The organism is Nocardiopsis eucommiae (assembly GCF_965344335.1).
GTDB lineage: Bacteria > Actinomycetota > Actinomycetes > Streptosporangiales > Streptosporangiaceae > Nocardiopsis > Nocardiopsis eucommiae.
Genome location: NZ_CBDRIY010000002.1, coordinates 223163 through 238247, shown reverse-complemented (window position 1 = coordinate 238247; position 15085 = coordinate 223163). Strand labels below are relative to the sequence as shown.

Sequence of the window (15085 nt, the reverse complement as noted above, 5' to 3'; positions counted from 1 at the left end):
GGCGGGGTGTCGCCTCCCCCCCCCCCCCCCCCCCCCCCCCCCCCACGCGCGTCCGGTCCCTACTTGGCGGGGGCCGGGTCGCTGTCGTCGACGTGCAGGTCGACGCCCTGGATGCCCTTCGGCACCAGGGAGACGGCGACGAACGAGATCACGGACAGGCCGATGATGTAGACGCCGATGGTCCACGAGGCCCCGAAGGAGGTCAGCAGCATCTCCGCGATCATGGCGGCGAAGGCGCCGCCGAGGATCGCGCCCAGGGCGTAGCCGATGGACACACCCGAGTAGCGGACCTCGGCCGGGAACATCTCCGCGTAGAGGGCCGACTGGGGGCCGTAGCTCAGGCCGAAGGTCAGCGTGAAGACGAAGACGCCCACGAAGTACATGTAGATGTTGCCGGTGTCCACCATGAACCACATCGGGACCGCCCAGGCGGCGAGCAGGACGTAGCCGATCTGGAAGGTGCGCACCCGACCGATCCGGTCGCAGATCCATCCGCCGTACAGGGTGGAGATCAGCCACCCGAAGGACGCCAGGGCGGTGGCGAGCAGGACCGGGCCCCGCTCCAGACCCAGGCCCATCTCCTCCACCGGGCGCGAGGCGTAGGTGGCCAGGAAGGCGATCACCAGGTAGCCGGCGGCGTTGTTGGCGACGAAGATCAGCGCGGAGAGCACCACCTCCTTGGTGTTCCTGCGGAACAGCTGGCCGAGCGGCGCGGACGACTTGGCGCGGCGGTTCTGCATCACCTTGAAGACCGGGGACTCCTCCACGGTCTTGCGGATGAGGTGACCGATGATGATGAGCAGGAAGGACAGCAGGAACGGGACGCGCCAGCCCCACTCGAGGAAGGCCTCGGTGCCGATGGCGGTGGTGATGCCCCACAGGACCAGGGTCGCCAGGATCATGCCGCAGGGGACGCCGATCTGCGGGTAGGCGCCGAAGAAGCCGCGCTTGTCGACCGGCGCGTGCTCCACGGACATCAGGGCGGCGCCGCCCCACTCGCCTCCGGCGGAGAAGCCCTGCGCGATGCGCAGGAGGATGAGCAGGATCGGCGCGGCCATGCCGATCTGCGCGTAGGTGGGCAGCAGGCCGATCGCACAGGTCGCGACACCCATCATGACCAGGGTGAACACGAGGATCCTCTTGCGCCCGAACCGGTCTCCGAGGTGCCCGGCGACGATCGCGCCCAGGGGGCGGAAGAGGAAGGAGATACCGATGGTCGCGAAGGAGAGCACCTGCGCCACGGCCGGGTTGGCGTCGGCCAGCGGCGCCATGAAGAGGGGGGCCAGCACCAGGCCCGCGGCCTGGGCGTAGATGAAGAAGTCGTACCACTCGATGGTGGTCCCGACCATGGTCCCCGCGAGGACCTTGCGCTTCTCCTTGGGATCGAGTGTTCCACCGGGTCCAGGGACCGTGGCGTCGGAAGTCGCCATTGCTGCTCCGTAGGTTCTCTACCGGCCGGGGGGCCGCGTTCTCTGTCGGGACCGGGCCGTCGGCACCCGCAGACGGAACGGCGGATACCGGGACAGACCACGAGCCCCAGCACACCATGCCATGTGATGCAGTGCACTTTCTACACTTGGGCACGATTTTCGCAGCTAGACACACATGTACTGACCGAACGGTCGGTGAGGAACCCCGGTTGACGAGGGAGGCTGGCAGCAAGCGACCGCCCGGTCACGAACCGCAGCCCGCCCGCCGTCCACCAGGTGAGACGTGGCGACACGTCGACCTGTCGCCGTGTCACCTTCCGGCGGCCCCGACCGTCACAACAGCTCCTTCAGGTAGACACCGGTCCGGCTGTCCGGGACCGACGCGATCCGTTCGGGGGAGCCCTGGGCGACGATCCGTCCGCCCTCCGCTCCGCCGCCGGGCCCCAGGTCCACGACGTGGTCGGCGGTGGCCACGACCCGCATGTCGTGCTCGGCCGCCACCACCGTGGCCCCGGCCGCGACCAGGTCCCGCAGACGGCCCATCAGGACGTCGGTGTCGTACGGATGGAGACCCGTGGTGGGCTCGTCCAGCAGGTACACCGTGTCGGCCACCCGGCGCCGCTGGAGCTCGGTGGCGAGCTTGATCCGCTGGGCCTCGCCGCCGGACAGCTCCGTGGCGGGCTGGCCCAGGCGCAGGTAGCCCAGGCCGACACCGGAGAGGGTCTCCAGGGCCCGGAGTACGGAGGGTTCCTCGGTGAAGAACCGCGTCGCCTCCTCCACGGACATCGCGAGCACGTCCGCGATCGTGGCCCCCCGGTACCGCACGCGCAGGGTGTCGTCGTTGTAGCGGGAGCCCCCACACGTCGGACAGGGCGCGTAGGTGGTGGGCAGGAAGAGCAGCTCCACGGAGACGAACCCCTCGCCCTCACAGGTCGCGCAGCGTCCCCCCACCACGTTGAAGGAGAAGCGGCCGGGGCCGTAGCCGTGGGCGCGGGCGTCGTCGGTCCCGGCGAACAGCTTCCGGACGGTGTCGAAGAGCCCCGTGTAGGTGGCCAGGTTCGAGCGCGGAGTCCGCCCGATGGGCTGCTGGCTGACCCACACCACCCGCCCGTGCCCGGCCGCCTCGTCCGCGATCCGGGCCAGCAGTGTGGACTTGCCGGAGCCGGACACACCGGTGACCGTGGTGAACACCCCGAGGGGCACGTCCACGTCCAGTCCCCGCAGGTTGTTGCTGGTGACCCCGCGCAGCTCCAGGTGTCCGCGCGACTCGTGCGGCCGACGTTCGGGCAGGGCGCGGTGGAACAGGTAGCGGCGGGTCACCGACTCCGGGACGTCGCGCAGACCGTCCACCAGCCCGCTGTACAGGACGCGCCCGCCGTGCTCGCCCGCGTCCGGTCCGACGTCCACGATCCAGTCCGCGCCGCGCACGATGTCCAGGTCGTGCTCGACGAAGCACACGGTGTTGCCGCCGTCGCGGAGCCGACGAAGGATGCCGGAGAGGGCCTCGCAGTCGGCGGGGTGCAGCCCCGCCGAGGGCTCGTCCAGCACGTAGACCACGCCGAACAGCCCGGTGCCGAGCTGGGTGGCCAGCCTGATCCGCTGGAACTCCCCGGTGGACAGCGTCGGCGCGGGCCGGTCCACGCTGAGGTAGCCCAGGCCCAGTTCCTCCAGGACCTCCACCCGACCGGCGATCTCCGCGACCAGCGTCGCGGCGGCTCCGGTCCCCTCCCGCCAGGGGCGCAGCAGCGCCGAGAGTGCGGCGAGCGGCAGCGCCGCGAGTTCGGTGATGGTGTGCCCGGCGAAGGTGACCCGCAGTGCCTCCTGGCGCAGCCGCCGCCCGCCGCACTCCGGGCACGTGCGGTTCACCATGAACTCGCCCGCCCGGCGCCTGCGGGCCTCGCTGGCCGAGGAGGCGTAGGCCTTGAGCACCAGCCTGCGGGCACTGCTGTACCTGCCCTGGTAGGGGCGGTGGACCCGGCCCGCCTCCCGGACGGGGTGGACGGTCACCACGGGCTGCTCGTCCGTGAACAGGATCCAGTCGCGCTCGCTCTGGGGCAGCTCCCGCCAGGGGCGGTGGATGTCGTACCCCAGGGTGTCGAGGATGTCGCGCAGGTTCTTGCCCTGCCAGGCCCCCGGCCAGGAGGCGACGGCCCCGTCGGCGATGCTCAGCGCGGGGTCCGGGACCAGTGAGTCCTCGGTGACCTCGTGTTCGATCCCCTCTCCGTGGCACACCGGGCAGGCCCCGGCGACGGTGTTGGGGGAGAAGGAGTCGGAGTCCAGGTGCCCGGCCCCGGGCGGGTAGGTCCCCGCACGGGACAGGAGCATGCGCAGCGTGTTGGAGAGCGTGGTCAGGGTGCCCACCGTGGACCGCACGGACGGTGCCGTGCGCGGTTGGGCGAGCGCCACCGCGGGCGGCATGCCGGTGATGTCGTCCACCTCCGGGGCCGGGAGCTGCTGGAGGAGGCGGCGGGCGTACGGCGCGACCGACTCCAGGTACCGGTGCTGGGACTCGGCGTAGAGCGTCCCGAAGGCCAGTGAGGACTTCCCGGAGCCCGAGACGCCGGTGAAGGCGACCAGGGCGTCACGGGGCAGCTCCGTGTCCACGTTCCTCAGGTTGTGGATGCGGGCGCCGCGCACCCGGATGCGGTCGTCGAACTCTGTCATGTCCCCAGATGTACCCGGTCAGCGCGCCCACCTCGTCGGACGGGGCCGCCCCGGTGGTGGGGCGGCCCCGTCCGACGGGTGGGCGCGGGGTCAGGACCCGGTGGTGGGACCCGCCCCGGCGGCGGGGGCGGGGTCGCGCCCGTCGTCGGCGGCGCGCAGACCCAGGCGGCCCCGCGTGGCCAGGGCGAGGATCGCGGCGACGGTCAGGACGGCCGTGACCTCGAACACCCCGGCGGGGTCACCCACCAGCATGCCCTTGAGCCCGGAGACGACGTTGACGGCGGCGTGGGCGATCACTGCGGCGAGGACCCCGCCCCGGGCGGAGTTGAAGACGTGGCCCATGACGACGGTGAGGCCGACGCAGAGCAGGGCGTACGCGGGGAAGTTCACCTCGGACTGGATGGTGCCCGCCATGTCGAAGAGGGGGGCGTGCCACACGGCCCAGACGGCGCCGAGGGTCACGTTGGCGGCCAGCGGGGGGAGCGATCCCTGGAGGCGGGGGAGGGCGAACCCGCGCCAGCCCAGTTCCTCGTTGCCGCCGCCGACCAGCGCGATGAGCAGGAACTGGACCGGTACGCCCAGGAGCGCGGCCCGCAGCGCCGCCTCCTCGACCTCGGCCGTCCCCAGGTACACGGGGAGGGCTGCCGAACCGGCGATGGCCGCGACGATCAGCACGGTGACGGCGTAGGGGCGGAGGCCGCCCCGGCGGCCGAGGGAGTGGCGCCGGAACAGGGCGCCCACTCCGGCACGCCCCTGCGTGAAGGCGGTGACGACGATGGCGGCCACCATCGGGCCGAAGGCTCCGACGAGGACGGCGGGGGTCGGGTCGCCCCCGTCGAGGAAGCGGGGGATGAGCCACCAGGCGGCCCAGGAGAAGGCGAAGGTGACGACCAGGAAGGCGGTGAGGCCGCGCGGGTCGACGGCGGTGGTGCGCGAGGGGTCGGGGGCGGTGACGGGGGCGGAGGTGTGCGGACGGATGGAGGGGGTCTCTGTTGCCATGCCGAGAAACATACACTGTTGGAGAGCATCCGACAACGTATGATTCCTTGTATGCTGTTGGACATGGACGAACAGCCCCCCGGACAGCGGATCGACAGCGTCTTCCACCGGACCCCGCGCCGTCGGCGTTCCCCACCCGCGCTCAGCAGGGACCGCATCGTCACGGCGACCATCACCCTGCTCGACCGCGAGGGCTCCTCCGCGCTGACCATGCGCAGGGTGGCCGCCGAGCTCGGCGTGCACGCGACCAGCCTCTACTGGTACGTGGAGCGCCGGGAGGACCTCGTGGACCTGGCCGTGGACGAGGTCCTGGCCGGGGCCACCGCCGCGCCGCCCGCCACCGACCTGCCCTGGGACACGGCGGTCAGGGAGACCGCCCGACGCTTCTACGCGGCGCTGACCGAGCACACCTGGGCCGCCGAGTTCGCCGGTTCGCGCCCCCTCGTCGGGCCGAACGCGGTCGCGCTGTCGAGACGGATCATCGAGGCCCTCGGGGAGCTCGGCGGCGGAGAGGAGCGCCGGGCGGTCGCGATCCGGGCGATCTCCAACCAGATCCTCGGAGCGGCCACCTCCGCCGTCGCGATGCGCGTGGCCAAGGAGGGCCGGGCCGACGAACACGGGGGCGCCCTGGCCACGGCGGTGTCGGAGGCCGACACCCTGGCCGTGGAGCACACCTTCTTCGACCAGGCACTGGACCTGGTCCTGCTGGGGATCAGGACCAGCGAGGAGGCCTGAGGGCACCGGAAGTCCGGCCGGTCGACACGGCGATTCGGCGAGATGTCGACGAAGCGCCCTGTCGATGCGAGGGCGGAGCCGGTGCGGCACTCCGGCGTCCAGGGGGCCGGGGTCACACCGACCACGAGACACTCCTCGCCCCGGGCTCGGCGGTGACGCTCCCACCACGTGGTGGCCACGGGGGCGCCCCGTGGCCACTGCCGATCGGGAGCGCCGACGCGGGCCGTCCGGTCCCGGAAACGGCGAAGGCCCCGCTCCTTCCTCGGGGGAGCGGGGCCTCCGGGATCCCGGGGGGTCAGCCGGTGTAGTTGGGGTCCTGCTCGATCGGGGCGACCGGACCGGCCTCGTCAACGGGGTCCGACGGCTTCGGCTCGACCGGCCCGGACGTGGGCTCCTCGGGAGCGGGCTCCGCCGGGGCCGGAGTGGGCTCCTCGACCGAGGGGTCCTCCGGGGCGACCGGGCCCGGGGCCTCCGAGGGGGCTTCGGGAGCGGGGAGCACCGGGGAGTCGTCCGACGCGAACGCCGGGGCGGTGCCGAAGAAGGCGGCCGCCATCGCGGCGACGATGAGCACTCGGGACTTCACGCGCATGGTTGACCTCTTGTCGTGTGTTCGGGTGTCCGCTCGGGGAGCGGTCAATCGTTGATCTCGACCGGGGTGCCGATCGGCAGGCGCTCGGCCATCCAGGTGACGTCGTCGTTGGACACTCGGACGCAGCCATGGCTGACCTCGCCGCCCAGGCCCGACTCGTCGTCGGTGCCGTGCAGGCCCAGCTGGCCGGGACCGCCCGCGAAGCTCTCCAGGGTGTCGGAGTGCCCGCTGAGGCCGAAGGCGAAGGCCCCGTACTCGCCGTCGGGGTCCGAGGGCCGCAGCAGCTCGGTGACGTAGTACTCACCGGGCGGCGTCGGGTTGTCTCCCGTGCCGATACCGATCGGGCCGGACAGGACCTCCTCCTCGCCCTCGGTGACGGTGAAGGAGAACTCCGCCATGTCGACCACCACGCGGTACGCCGTGACGGTGATCGCGACGTCGTCGGCCTCGATCCAGCCCGTGGAGCCGTTGGGCCGTACCGGCAGGAGCACCTCCAGCCACGCGCCCCGGTCCTCCTGGACGAGGAAGGCCCGGTCCGCGCCGAAGTCGTTCGGGCTGGCGAGGGTGTGCACGACCTCGCCGCCTCCCGGCTCGGAACGCACCTCGATCTCGTCCGTGAGCGCCGTCGCGATCCGGGCGCCCTCGGGTTCCGTCGACTCCTCGGCGCGCACCGTCGCCTCGGGGGTCTCCTCCCGAGGCTCCGCCGACGAGCAGGCGGGCACGGCGGCCAGAACGGCGACGGCGGCCAGGAAGGGAAGTCTCCCGACGGTTCCACCGGGTATCAGGGATCGGCGCATGGGGTCCATCCGGTCGAGGGAGTCCGGCGGGTCTCTCCGCGCCGGACACCATGAAGCGTGGCCGAGCGATGTGAAGAACCCGTGTTGCCGCCGTGTGCGTCCCGTGTGGTGACCTGCGAGGTCCCGGAACACCCTCGTCAGCCCAGTTGGCGGCGGTCGTACGATCGTCGGTGTCGGGGGTGCCTCCCATCCCCGCACGGCGAACGGAGGCCCTTCACGTGTGCGCGCATGTCCTGGTGGCCGAGGACGACGTGAACCAGGCCGAACTGATCCGGCGCTACCTGGAGCACGAGGGCCACGCCGTCCGCGTGGTCCACAACGGACGATCCGTACTGGACGAACACCACCGCGACCGCCCCGATCTGATCGTGATGGACGTGATGATGCCGGTGATGAGCGGGTTGGAGGCGTGCAGGGTGCTGCGGGCCGAGTCCGACGTGGCCGTGCTGCTGCTGACCGCCCGGTCCACCGAGGAGGACCTGCTCACCGGACTGGACCTGGGCGCGGACGACTACGTCACCAAGCCCTACAGCCCGCGCGAGCTGATGGCGCGGGTACGCACCCTGCTGCGCCGCTCACGTACCCCGGTCCGGGACGAGGAACGGGTGCTGCAGGCAGGCCCGATCACCGTCGACCCGGCCCGCCACACGGTGCGGGTCGACGGGGAACCGGTGGGGTGCACCCCCGTGGAGTTCCAGCTGCTCCAGGCACTGGCGGTCCGGCCCGGCCGGGTGCTGAGCCGGGCCCAGCTGTTGGAACTCATCCACGGGATCAGCGGCTACATCACCAAGCGCACCATCGACGTCCATGTGAAGAACCTGCGCCGCAAGATCGAGCCCGACCCCCGGAAGCCGGTCAGGCTGGTCACCGTCTACGGGGTCGGCTACAAGCTCGCGGTGCCCGAACGTGCCCGCTGACCGGCCGCGCGGGGGAGAGCGGTGGGCCTCCCTGCGGCACGGCCTGCTGTTCCGTCTGCTGGCGGGTTCGGTCCTGGTGGCGGTCTGCTCGATCACCGCGACAGCCTGGCTGTCGGTGCAGCGGACCTCGGAGTCCATCACCACCCAACAGGGGGAGACCCTGACGGTGGACACCCACATCCACGACACCCTCGTCGGCTACGCGGCGGCCCACCGCGACTGGTCGGCGGTGGCGGAGACCGTCGACGCCCTGGCCGAGGAGACCGGTCGCCGGGTCGTCCTCACCACCGAGGGCCGGTCGGTGATCGCCGACTCCGCCGCGGACACCCCGGCGCTGCCCACCCGGACCTCGTCGGTGGTGGACCCGCTGGCGGTCGACGTGACCCTGGTCGCCGGGAACGGAGACCGCATCGATCCGCGCGCGGTGGGCCCCTTCGCCCTGACGGAGGAGGAGCGCGGGACGCTGCGCGACCGGGCGGAACAGGGGGTGTCCTGCCTGGAGTCCCTCTACGGCCTCCCAGCCGAGGTGGTGACCGGTCCGAGCGGGCGCCCGGCGGTCGAGGCGGAGGGCGGGGACGCCCACGCGTGGGCCGACTGCGGCCTGGAGGCTCTGGACCAACCGGTCGGAGGTGAGGTGGAGGCGCTGGCCGACCTCAACGCGCGGGCCTCGGACTGCGGCGATCCCGAGGCGAACCTCGAATACGTGATGGACGGCCGCACCGGGGGTCTGGTGATCACGGGGAGTCCGCACGTACCGGTGCCGGTCCCGGGGCCGGACGAGGCCCGCCCACCGGCCGCCCCGGAGGACCCGGCCGTTCCCGCCCCGGAGGAACCCTCGGAGGCCGCCGATCCGGGAGCGGAGGTCCCGCTCCCCGAACCGACACACCCGGGCGAGGAGGAACCCGTCGTCCCCCCGCAGGCACCGGGTCCCGTCCTGCCGGGCGAGATGCCGACCGAGGCCCCACCGGACCGGCCGTCGCCCGGTGAGGTCGAGCCGGCCCCCGGCGCCGAGAGTCTCACGTGGTCGACGGTCGAGCTGGGACCGGAGGAGGCCGCCTGTCTGGACGCCGCCCGGCGCGCCCAGCTCGACCCCCACGTGGCGCCCGCCGCGCTGCTGTTCATCGACGACCCCGAGGAGGGGCCGGAGGCGGGACTGTCACTGTCCCGTGACGGCGCCCTGCGCCTGGGTGGCGTGGTGCTGCTGATCCTGGTGTTGACCGTGGTGGTGAGCACGACCATCGCGACCCGACTCCTGCGCCCGGTGCGCGCGCTCACCGACGCCGTGAACCACATGAGGCGAGGCGGTGGCCCCACCACCCGCGTGGAGGTCCGCGACGCCGGGGAGATCGGCCGCCTCGCCGAGGCGTTCAACGAGATGTCCGAGCACCTGGAGCGGGCCGAGGACCAGCGCAAGGCGATGGTGAGCGACGTGTCGCACGAGCTGAGGACACCGCTGAGCAACCTGCGGGGCTGGTTGGAGGCGGTCCAGGACGGGGTGGTCGATCCCGATCCGGCCCGCGTGGAGATGCTCCTGGGGGAGACCCTGCTGCTCCAGGCGGTCATCGACGACCTCCAGGACCTCGCGCTGGCCGACGCCGGACGCCTCCGCCTGTCCCCGGAACCGGTGGAGATCGGTCCCCTCGTGGGCCAGGTGGTCTCGGGCCACGGGCTGCGCGCGGAGGAGGCCGGGGTGCGACTGGTCGACGAGGCACGCGACGTGACCCTCGTCGCGGACCGCACCCGGATGCTCCAGGTGCTGGGGAACCTGGTCGGCAACGCGCTGCGGCACACCCCGGAGGGCGGGACGGTCACCGTGCGGGCGTACCGGGCGGGCCCGGACGCGGTGATCCGGGTGATCGACACCGGAGTCGGCATCGCGGAGGAGGACCTGCCGCACGTCTTCGACCGGTTCTGGCGTGCGGACCGTTCCCGCAACCGGCGTACCGGGGGCAGCGGCCTCGGGCTGGCCATCGTGCGTGGACTCGTGGAGCTGCACGGCGGTTCGGTGACGGCGGACAGCACGGTCGGGAAGGGCACCGCCTTCACCCTCCGCCTGCCCCTCGGCGGCCCCGCCGACACCGACAAGTCGACATGACGACTCGACGCGGTGTCGACAAGTCACCTCCGCCCGACTGCTCGACGGTGGCGGGCGTCACGACCTGTCCTCGGGGTGGAAGCAGGGCGAGGAGGCCCCGACGGAGAGAGTGCCCTCGTCACTCACGCGGAGGGTCATTCCGAACCCGTCCTCGGAGTGCCGCACGGAGATCGAGAGCTTCTCTGGTCGCCGGTCACTCGTGACCTCGTACCCGTGCTCGGACCAGTACTGGTGCAGTGCCTCGGCGTTGGCCTCGTTGTCCTCGGAGTCCAGGTCGCGAAGCCAGTAGATGTGGCTGGCGGTGACGGACTCGTTCTCACCACCGCCCTCGCAGCCACCGAAGTTCGCTTCCCCCAGGGGTTCCAGGCGGACGTCCCCGGGGATTACGGCCACCGCGTCATTGATGTGCTCGTCGATCCTCTCGACGGCTTGGTCCTCGGTCATGTTCGCCTCCGTTCCGGCTCCGAAGACGCCGCCGGTGAGCACGAGGACGACCGGTGCCACGCAGGCCGCCGTCCTCCCCAGGTCCTTCACTGAGCTCTCCTCTCCCAGCGACGACCCCGCCTGTGGTCCGACACCCTCAGGCGGCGCTGGCCCAGGAGGTCGGCTGACGTTCACGGCGGACCGGCGGGCTCACCTCAGGAACTCGGTTCTCCGTCGGGCCACACGCACGGGGATGCGGCACTCATGGACAGGGAACCCTGGTTGCTCTCCTGGACGGACACCACGAAGGAGTCCTCCTCGTGCCCGACGGAGACGTACAGGTCGTCAGGGCGGGAATCGGTGAGTACCTGGTAGCCGTTCGCGGTCCAGTACTCGTGGAGGAGGTCGACGTTGGCCTCGTTGTCCTCCACTGCGAGTCCACGGATCCAGTAGTTCACGCTGACGGTGACCCGTTCCTTGGGGCCGCCGTCCGTGGGGTCGTCGCAGGACGCGGTAGTGACCCCGTTGCGATCCTCCAGTTCCGCACCGTCCGGGAGGACCGCGGTCGCGTTGTCGATGTGTTCCTGTGCCTTGTCGGCGGCTTCGTCCTCGGTGATGGTCTCTTCCGTTCCTGTCTTCTGTCCGGTTCCGGAGGTGCAGCCGGTGAGCACCAGGGCCAGTGACGTGACGCAGGCCGCCGCTATCCGTCGGTTCATTACCTCGGGCCTTCTAGTGGTTTCCAGCGATGACTTCACCCATGTACCTCAGTGAAGGGCTTCCGTCCAGGAAGTACTGCGAGTGCGCGTCCCGGAGCGGCCAGGCCCCGTCCGAGCTGCCCGGAGCGGACTCGAACACGGTCGCACCGAAGTCGGGACTGGTGGGATCGGCGCCGTGCGTCAGGCCGGTGAAGCCGGTGATTCCGTCGTTCTCCGCCGTCGAGGCGTGCACGTCTTCAGCGAGGAAACCGAGTTCGGACGCGTGCCGGGAGTTCGTGCCAGGACTGCCCACCAGGACGATCTCGTCGGCGTTGAGTCCACCATCGCCCTGCGCGGTGTGGCCGACGACGGTCGAACCGTAGCTGTGTCCGATGACGGTGTTGTTCGACTGCGACGAGTTCCGGTGGGTGGCCCGGAGGCCGTCCTGGAAGCTGCTCAGATCATCGACCGCGCCCTCGGCCCTCCCCTTCCCGGCCGCTTCGGGGATGTTGGGCGCGTCATATCCGATCCAGCTGATCACGGCGTGATCGGCGTCCTCGTCCGCGTTCTCGGCGGCCAGGACCAGGTTGTCCGCCCGCCCCATCTGACCCTCGATGCTCTGCCAGGTGGTCGTGGTGCCCGGGACGAGGGTGGCGACGTTGTCGGCGGTGTCGGGGTTGCCCTGAGAGACGATGGCGCGGCCGTGGTCCCCCCTCTCGAAGGCCAACAGGAACTTGTCGGTGTCGGCTGAGCTGTCCCCGAGGTCGTTGAGCAGTGTCTCGACGACGCCCTTCTCGGCCTCCAGTTCCTCGATCTGGTTGTCGAGGATCCGCCGTTTCCCGTCGTGGCCGGGGCCGTTGCTCAGGGCCTCCCGCTCCTCCCTGAGGTCCTCGATCTCGCTGTCGATCCGGTCGGGCTCCTCGGCCAGGTAGTCGCGGTTGAGCTGGTCGCGCACGTCAGCGGGGATGCCGTCCAGGTCCCGGAGGAGGTCGGGGTCGTCGGCCATGGCCTGTTCGCGCTCCTCCTCGGTGAGCGAGTCCCACCAGGCGTTGACCAGGTGGGGCGGTTCGCTGCCGTCGATCTCGTCCGGCACCATCGCGGGGTAGTGGTCCCCGTAGGTGGCGATCTGCCCGGCCGTGAGCAGGCCCGCCTCGACCATGCGCTCCAGGGACTCCTTGCTGGGCCCGGTGCGCAGCTCGATCTTGGTCCGTTCGGCCCGGGTCATCAGGGTGCCCCAGATACCGGCGTGCTCCGAACGCAGCTCCTCACGTGTGGCCGCCAGCCGGTCGGCCTCGGTCTCGCCGCCGAACAACTCCACGACCGCCTGGCCGATCGCGTAGTCGCGGCCCATGCCCCTGAGCGCCTGGATGTCGGCCTTGGCCTGCTGCCAGCGTTGCACGATGTCGGCGCGGTCGGTGAGGTAGGTGTCGATGTCCCCGGCCCACAGACGGAGGATCCCGGCACCGTAGGTGAGGGCCCTGGAGGCCTCCTCCCACGCCATCAGCTCGTCGGCGGAGGCGGAGCTGATGTCCCAGGCGATGCGGTCGGTGAACTGGTTCGCGGAGGAACGCATCTGGCTGTCGGTGTCACCCGACTGTCCGAGCATGTCCGCGTGCAGTTCGTCGAGCTCCTCGGCGCCCGAGCGGATCGTCGGAGGGTCGGCCTCGATCGGGTCGGGCAGACCCAGGGTCATGTCCTCGACACTGGTCATGGGGCTTCTCTCAGGGGGGTCAGAAGTTGATCGGGATGTCGAGTTCCTCGAGCCCCTCTCGGAACTCGTCCGCGTTCTCGGAGTCCGTGGCGGCGATCTCCAGGACCGATCCCTGGACGTTCTGCGCGAGCGCGATCCCGCTCCGGGCGGTCGCCTGGATGTCCTCCAGGGTGTTGTCGCCGTAGGTGGACAGGCCCGAGGCCACGTAGGAGGACACCGGGCCGTGCAGGCTCTCCAGGATCGTCTCGAACCTGCCGCCGAGGAGGGCCATGGTCTCGGCGAGCAGCTCGGCCGCCTCCGCCTGGGGGAGGGCGTCGACACTCACGCCGGCTTCGTCGGACATGGGGATTCCCGGAGGATGGGGGACAGGAGTCACGCCGACCGTACTCATCGGAAAGCACATGAGGGAAGCGCTCCTCTGTCTCGCGTCTCTGCCCTGAGCTGCGGGGATGACTTCTCGATGGAGAACGCAAGACCGGGGCCGATTGTGGCCACCCGCCGGTGGGGAGGGACCAAGGCCCCTGGACGGGTTCCGCTAACCGGATCCGCCGCCACCCCCACCGGACGGGCACGAGTCGACATGACGACTCGACGCGGTGTCGACACAGCGACTGGTCGACCCGGTCAGTCCGCCTGCCCGCGCGTCCCGGGCCTGACCAGGAGCACGGCGATCACCAGGGCGACGGCCAGCAGACCGGCGCTGGCGAGGAGGGCGACCTCGTAGCCGTGGGTCAGTCCGGCTGCTGAGCCCGGGTGTACCTGACGGACACGGCCTGGGCGCATCGGAGGCTCCACGCCGCCCATCCCGGCCTCGCGAGGAGATCACCGGCCTGCGGATCACCGCACCGGCCCTGGTGCGCCGCAGCAACCGTGGACATGCTGGCCGAGCTGGTGACCCAGGCCTTCCTCGGGTCGCCTCCGCAGTGCAGGACCCCGGGACCCTCTTCGAGGAAGCGCAACGGCGCCGCCGGGAACTGACGGAGCCCTGGTGGGACCTGTACGACGAGCGCCTGCGCGAGCCACTGGCCGAGGCCATGTCCGGCCCGCCCTCGGCCTGGTTCGAGCGGAAGCTGGCCCTGTTCCTGGACGGCGTCGCCACCCGCCGTCCGGCTGACTGAGAACCCGGGACACGAAAAAGACCCACCAGCGATCTGGTGGGTCTCTCGTACGGTGGGCGTACCAGGACTTGAACCTGGGGCCTCATCCTTATCAGGGATGCGCTCTAACCGACTGAGCTATACGCCCGCGTTCCGTCAGGAACTCTACCGCATCCAGAGGGGCGGAGCGAACCGGAATCCTCGGGGTGGGGAGGAGGTGCGCGGCCCGGCCGCGTCCCTCTTCACCTTCGATTTTAGCGGGCTTCGGGAGTGCTCGGGACGCGTCGGGCCCGGCACCTCGGAGAGGTGCCGGGCCCGGACGGGGAGGCGGGCTACTCGGCCTCGGAGAGCGTGACGTCCACGCCGCCGACCAGGTCGGAGACCAGGTTGTAGAGCATCGCGCCCACCGTGGACAGGGCGGTGATCAGCACGACGTTCAGCGCGCCGATCACACCCGTGTAGCCCAGCACACGGCCCGGGGAGAACCAGGCGGCCGGGTTCAGGCCCAGCTCGTCCTCTCCGCCGTCGCCCTCCAGGAGGGCGCTGATCATGTTGGTGAGTTCGTCGAACACACCCAGCATCGACAGGGTCGCGTAGATCACCGCGACGGCGACGAACAGGATGATGAAGCAGACGAGGGAGACCACGAAGGCGAACTTCATGACCGACCACGGCTCCACGCGGGAGACGGTCAGGTGAGCCTTGCGGCTCGCCAGGGTCGCCTTCACCGCGCTCGGTCCCGCCGGGGTGGGATCCCCCTCGGGCTCGGACGCCGACTCGGTCACCTGGGGCTCCGCGATGGTGGCCTCCGAGGAGCCCTCAGCGGTCTCCCCCGCCGTCTCCACGTCCGCGTCACCGGCGGTGGCATCCGCGTCGGACTCGTTGCTGGTGTTCCGCTGGTTCTCAGACATAGAAGCGCTACCGCTGGACTTT

Annotated in this window: 15 protein-coding genes and 1 tRNA gene; 4 read left to right on the top strand and 12 right to left on the bottom strand. The window is 71.1% G+C overall.

Annotated elements, in window-relative coordinates; translation table 11 throughout:
* Positions 1 to 59: 59 nt before the first annotated feature.
* The 3 genes from ACRWK8_RS02600 to ACRWK8_RS02590 all read right to left on the bottom strand — a co-directional run bounded on the left by ACRWK8_RS02600 (position 60) and on the right by ACRWK8_RS02590 (position 5105).
* Complete coding sequence (locus ACRWK8_RS02600) at positions 60 to 1430, bottom strand: MFS transporter (RefSeq protein WP_378747079.1); 1371 nt, start codon at positions 1428 to 1430, stop codon at positions 60 to 62.
* A 333-nt stretch (positions 1431 to 1763) separates the two neighbouring features.
* The gene (locus ACRWK8_RS02595) at positions 1764 to 4094 is read right to left on the bottom strand and encodes an ATP-binding cassette domain-containing protein (RefSeq protein WP_431868064.1); all 2331 of its coding nucleotides are present in this window, start codon (positions 4092 to 4094) and stop codon (positions 1764 to 1766) included.
* Between the two features lie 90 nt (positions 4095 to 4184).
* Positions 4185 to 5105 carry a CPBP family intramembrane glutamic endopeptidase gene (locus ACRWK8_RS02590; RefSeq protein ID WP_431868062.1) on the bottom strand — a complete coding sequence of 307 codons (921 nt, stop codon included), beginning with the start codon at positions 5103 to 5105 and terminating at the stop codon, positions 4185 to 4187.
* A gap of 39 nt (positions 5106 to 5144) precedes the next feature.
* Here ACRWK8_RS02590 and ACRWK8_RS02585 point away from each other — a divergent pair, with 39 nt between their 5' ends.
* The gene (locus ACRWK8_RS02585; protein ID WP_431868060.1) at positions 5145 to 5828 is read left to right on the top strand and encodes a TetR/AcrR family transcriptional regulator; all 684 of its coding nucleotides are present in this window, start codon (positions 5145 to 5147) and stop codon (positions 5826 to 5828) included.
* A gap of 295 nt (positions 5829 to 6123) precedes the next feature.
* Here the strand turns inward: ACRWK8_RS02585 and ACRWK8_RS02580 are convergent, their stop codons facing one another.
* Positions 6124 to 6417 carry a hypothetical protein gene (locus ACRWK8_RS02580; RefSeq protein ID WP_378747075.1) on the bottom strand — a complete coding sequence of 98 codons (294 nt, stop codon included), beginning with the start codon at positions 6415 to 6417 and terminating at the stop codon, positions 6124 to 6126.
* Between the two features lie 44 nt (positions 6418 to 6461).
* Entirely contained in the window at positions 6462 to 7223 is a 762-nt protein-coding gene (locus ACRWK8_RS02575; protein ID WP_431868058.1) for a L,D-transpeptidase family protein, read from the bottom strand.
* 209 nt (positions 7224 to 7432) lie between these two features.
* Between ACRWK8_RS02575 and ACRWK8_RS02570 the strand changes: the two genes are divergently transcribed.
* Together ACRWK8_RS02570 and ACRWK8_RS02565 are read left to right on the top strand one after the other, a co-directional pair.
* Entirely contained in the window at positions 7433 to 8131 is a 699-nt protein-coding gene (locus tag ACRWK8_RS02570) for a response regulator transcription factor (RefSeq protein ID WP_378747073.1), read from the top strand.
* A complete protein-coding gene (locus ACRWK8_RS02565; RefSeq protein ID WP_431868056.1) occupies positions 8121 to 10226 on the top strand; it encodes an ATP-binding protein in 2106 nt (701 codons plus the stop codon). The genes ACRWK8_RS02570 and ACRWK8_RS02565 overlap by 11 nt, the downstream gene beginning before the upstream one ends.
* A gap of 57 nt (positions 10227 to 10283) precedes the next feature.
* Here the strand turns inward: ACRWK8_RS02565 and ACRWK8_RS02560 are convergent, their stop codons facing one another.
* From ACRWK8_RS02560 to ACRWK8_RS02540, 5 genes are all read right to left on the bottom strand, one after another.
* Positions 10284 to 10760 (bottom strand): hypothetical protein, encoded by a 477-nt coding sequence (locus ACRWK8_RS02560; RefSeq protein WP_431868054.1) that lies wholly within the window; start codon positions 10758 to 10760, stop codon positions 10284 to 10286.
* A gap of 104 nt (positions 10761 to 10864) precedes the next feature.
* Positions 10865 to 11365: a hypothetical protein gene (locus tag ACRWK8_RS02555; RefSeq protein WP_431868052.1), complete on the bottom strand. Its 501-nt coding sequence runs from the start codon at positions 11363 to 11365 to the stop codon at positions 10865 to 10867.
* 13 nt (positions 11366 to 11378) lie between these two features.
* The gene (locus tag ACRWK8_RS02550; protein ID WP_431868050.1) at positions 11379 to 13055 is read right to left on the bottom strand and encodes an alpha/beta hydrolase; all 1677 of its coding nucleotides are present in this window, start codon (positions 13053 to 13055) and stop codon (positions 11379 to 11381) included.
* A gap of 19 nt (positions 13056 to 13074) precedes the next feature.
* Positions 13075 to 13398, bottom strand: a complete 324-nt coding sequence (locus ACRWK8_RS02545) for a hypothetical protein (RefSeq protein WP_431868048.1) — start codon at positions 13396 to 13398, stop codon at positions 13075 to 13077.
* 281 nt (positions 13399 to 13679) lie between these two features.
* Entirely contained in the window at positions 13680 to 13838 is a 159-nt protein-coding gene (locus ACRWK8_RS02540; protein ID WP_431868046.1) for a hypothetical protein, read from the bottom strand.
* Positions 13839 to 13978: 140 nt separating this feature from the next.
* Between ACRWK8_RS02540 and ACRWK8_RS02535 the strand changes: the two genes are divergently transcribed.
* Positions 13979 to 14173 (top strand): hypothetical protein, encoded by a 195-nt coding sequence (locus ACRWK8_RS02535; protein ID WP_431868044.1) that lies wholly within the window; start codon positions 13979 to 13981, stop codon positions 14171 to 14173.
* Between the two features lie 53 nt (positions 14174 to 14226).
* Here the strand turns inward: ACRWK8_RS02535 and ACRWK8_RS02530 are convergent.
* Together ACRWK8_RS02530 and ACRWK8_RS02525 are read right to left on the bottom strand one after the other, a co-directional pair.
* Positions 14227 to 14300, bottom strand: a tRNA-Ile gene (locus ACRWK8_RS02530).
* 184 nt (positions 14301 to 14484) lie between these two features.
* Positions 14485 to 15063 (bottom strand): DUF3566 domain-containing protein, encoded by a 579-nt coding sequence (locus tag ACRWK8_RS02525; RefSeq protein ID WP_378747067.1) that lies wholly within the window; start codon positions 15061 to 15063, stop codon positions 14485 to 14487.
* Between the last annotated feature and the right edge of the window lie 22 nt (positions 15064 to 15085).

Excerpts from the sequence above, each read along its gene's own strand:
- ACRWK8_RS02600 (WP_378747079.1), bottom strand. The coding sequence starts at position 1,430 with ATGGCGACTTCCGACGCCACGGTCCCTGGACCCGGTGGAACACTCGAT.
- ACRWK8_RS02595 (WP_431868064.1), bottom strand. The coding sequence starts at position 4,094 with ATGACAGAGTTCGACGACCGCATCCGGGTGCGCGGCGCCCGCATCCAC.
- ACRWK8_RS02590 (WP_431868062.1), bottom strand. The coding sequence starts at position 5,105 with ATGTTTCTCGGCATGGCAACAGAGACCCCCTCCATCCGTCCGCACACC.
- ACRWK8_RS02585 (WP_431868060.1), top strand. The coding sequence starts at position 5,145 with ATGCTGTTGGACATGGACGAACAGCCCCCCGGACAGCGGATCGACAGC.
- ACRWK8_RS02580 (WP_378747075.1), bottom strand. The coding sequence starts at position 6,417 with ATGCGCGTGAAGTCCCGAGTGCTCATCGTCGCCGCGATGGCGGCCGCC.
- ACRWK8_RS02575 (WP_431868058.1), bottom strand. The coding sequence starts at position 7,223 with ATGGACCCCATGCGCCGATCCCTGATACCCGGTGGAACCGTCGGGAGA.
- ACRWK8_RS02555 (WP_431868052.1), bottom strand. The coding sequence starts at position 11,365 with ATGAACCGACGGATAGCGGCGGCCTGCGTCACGTCACTGGCCCTGGTG.
- ACRWK8_RS02550 (WP_431868050.1), bottom strand. The coding sequence starts at position 13,055 with ATGACCAGTGTCGAGGACATGACCCTGGGTCTGCCCGACCCGATCGAG.
- ACRWK8_RS02545 (WP_431868048.1), bottom strand. The coding sequence starts at position 13,398 with ATGTCCGACGAAGCCGGCGTGAGTGTCGACGCCCTCCCCCAGGCGGAG.
- ACRWK8_RS02540 (WP_431868046.1), bottom strand. The coding sequence starts at position 13,838 with ATGCGCCCAGGCCGTGTCCGTCAGGTACACCCGGGCTCAGCAGCCGGA.
- ACRWK8_RS02525 (WP_378747067.1), bottom strand. The coding sequence starts at position 15,063 with ATGTCTGAGAACCAGCGGAACACCAGCAACGAGTCCGACGCGGATGCC.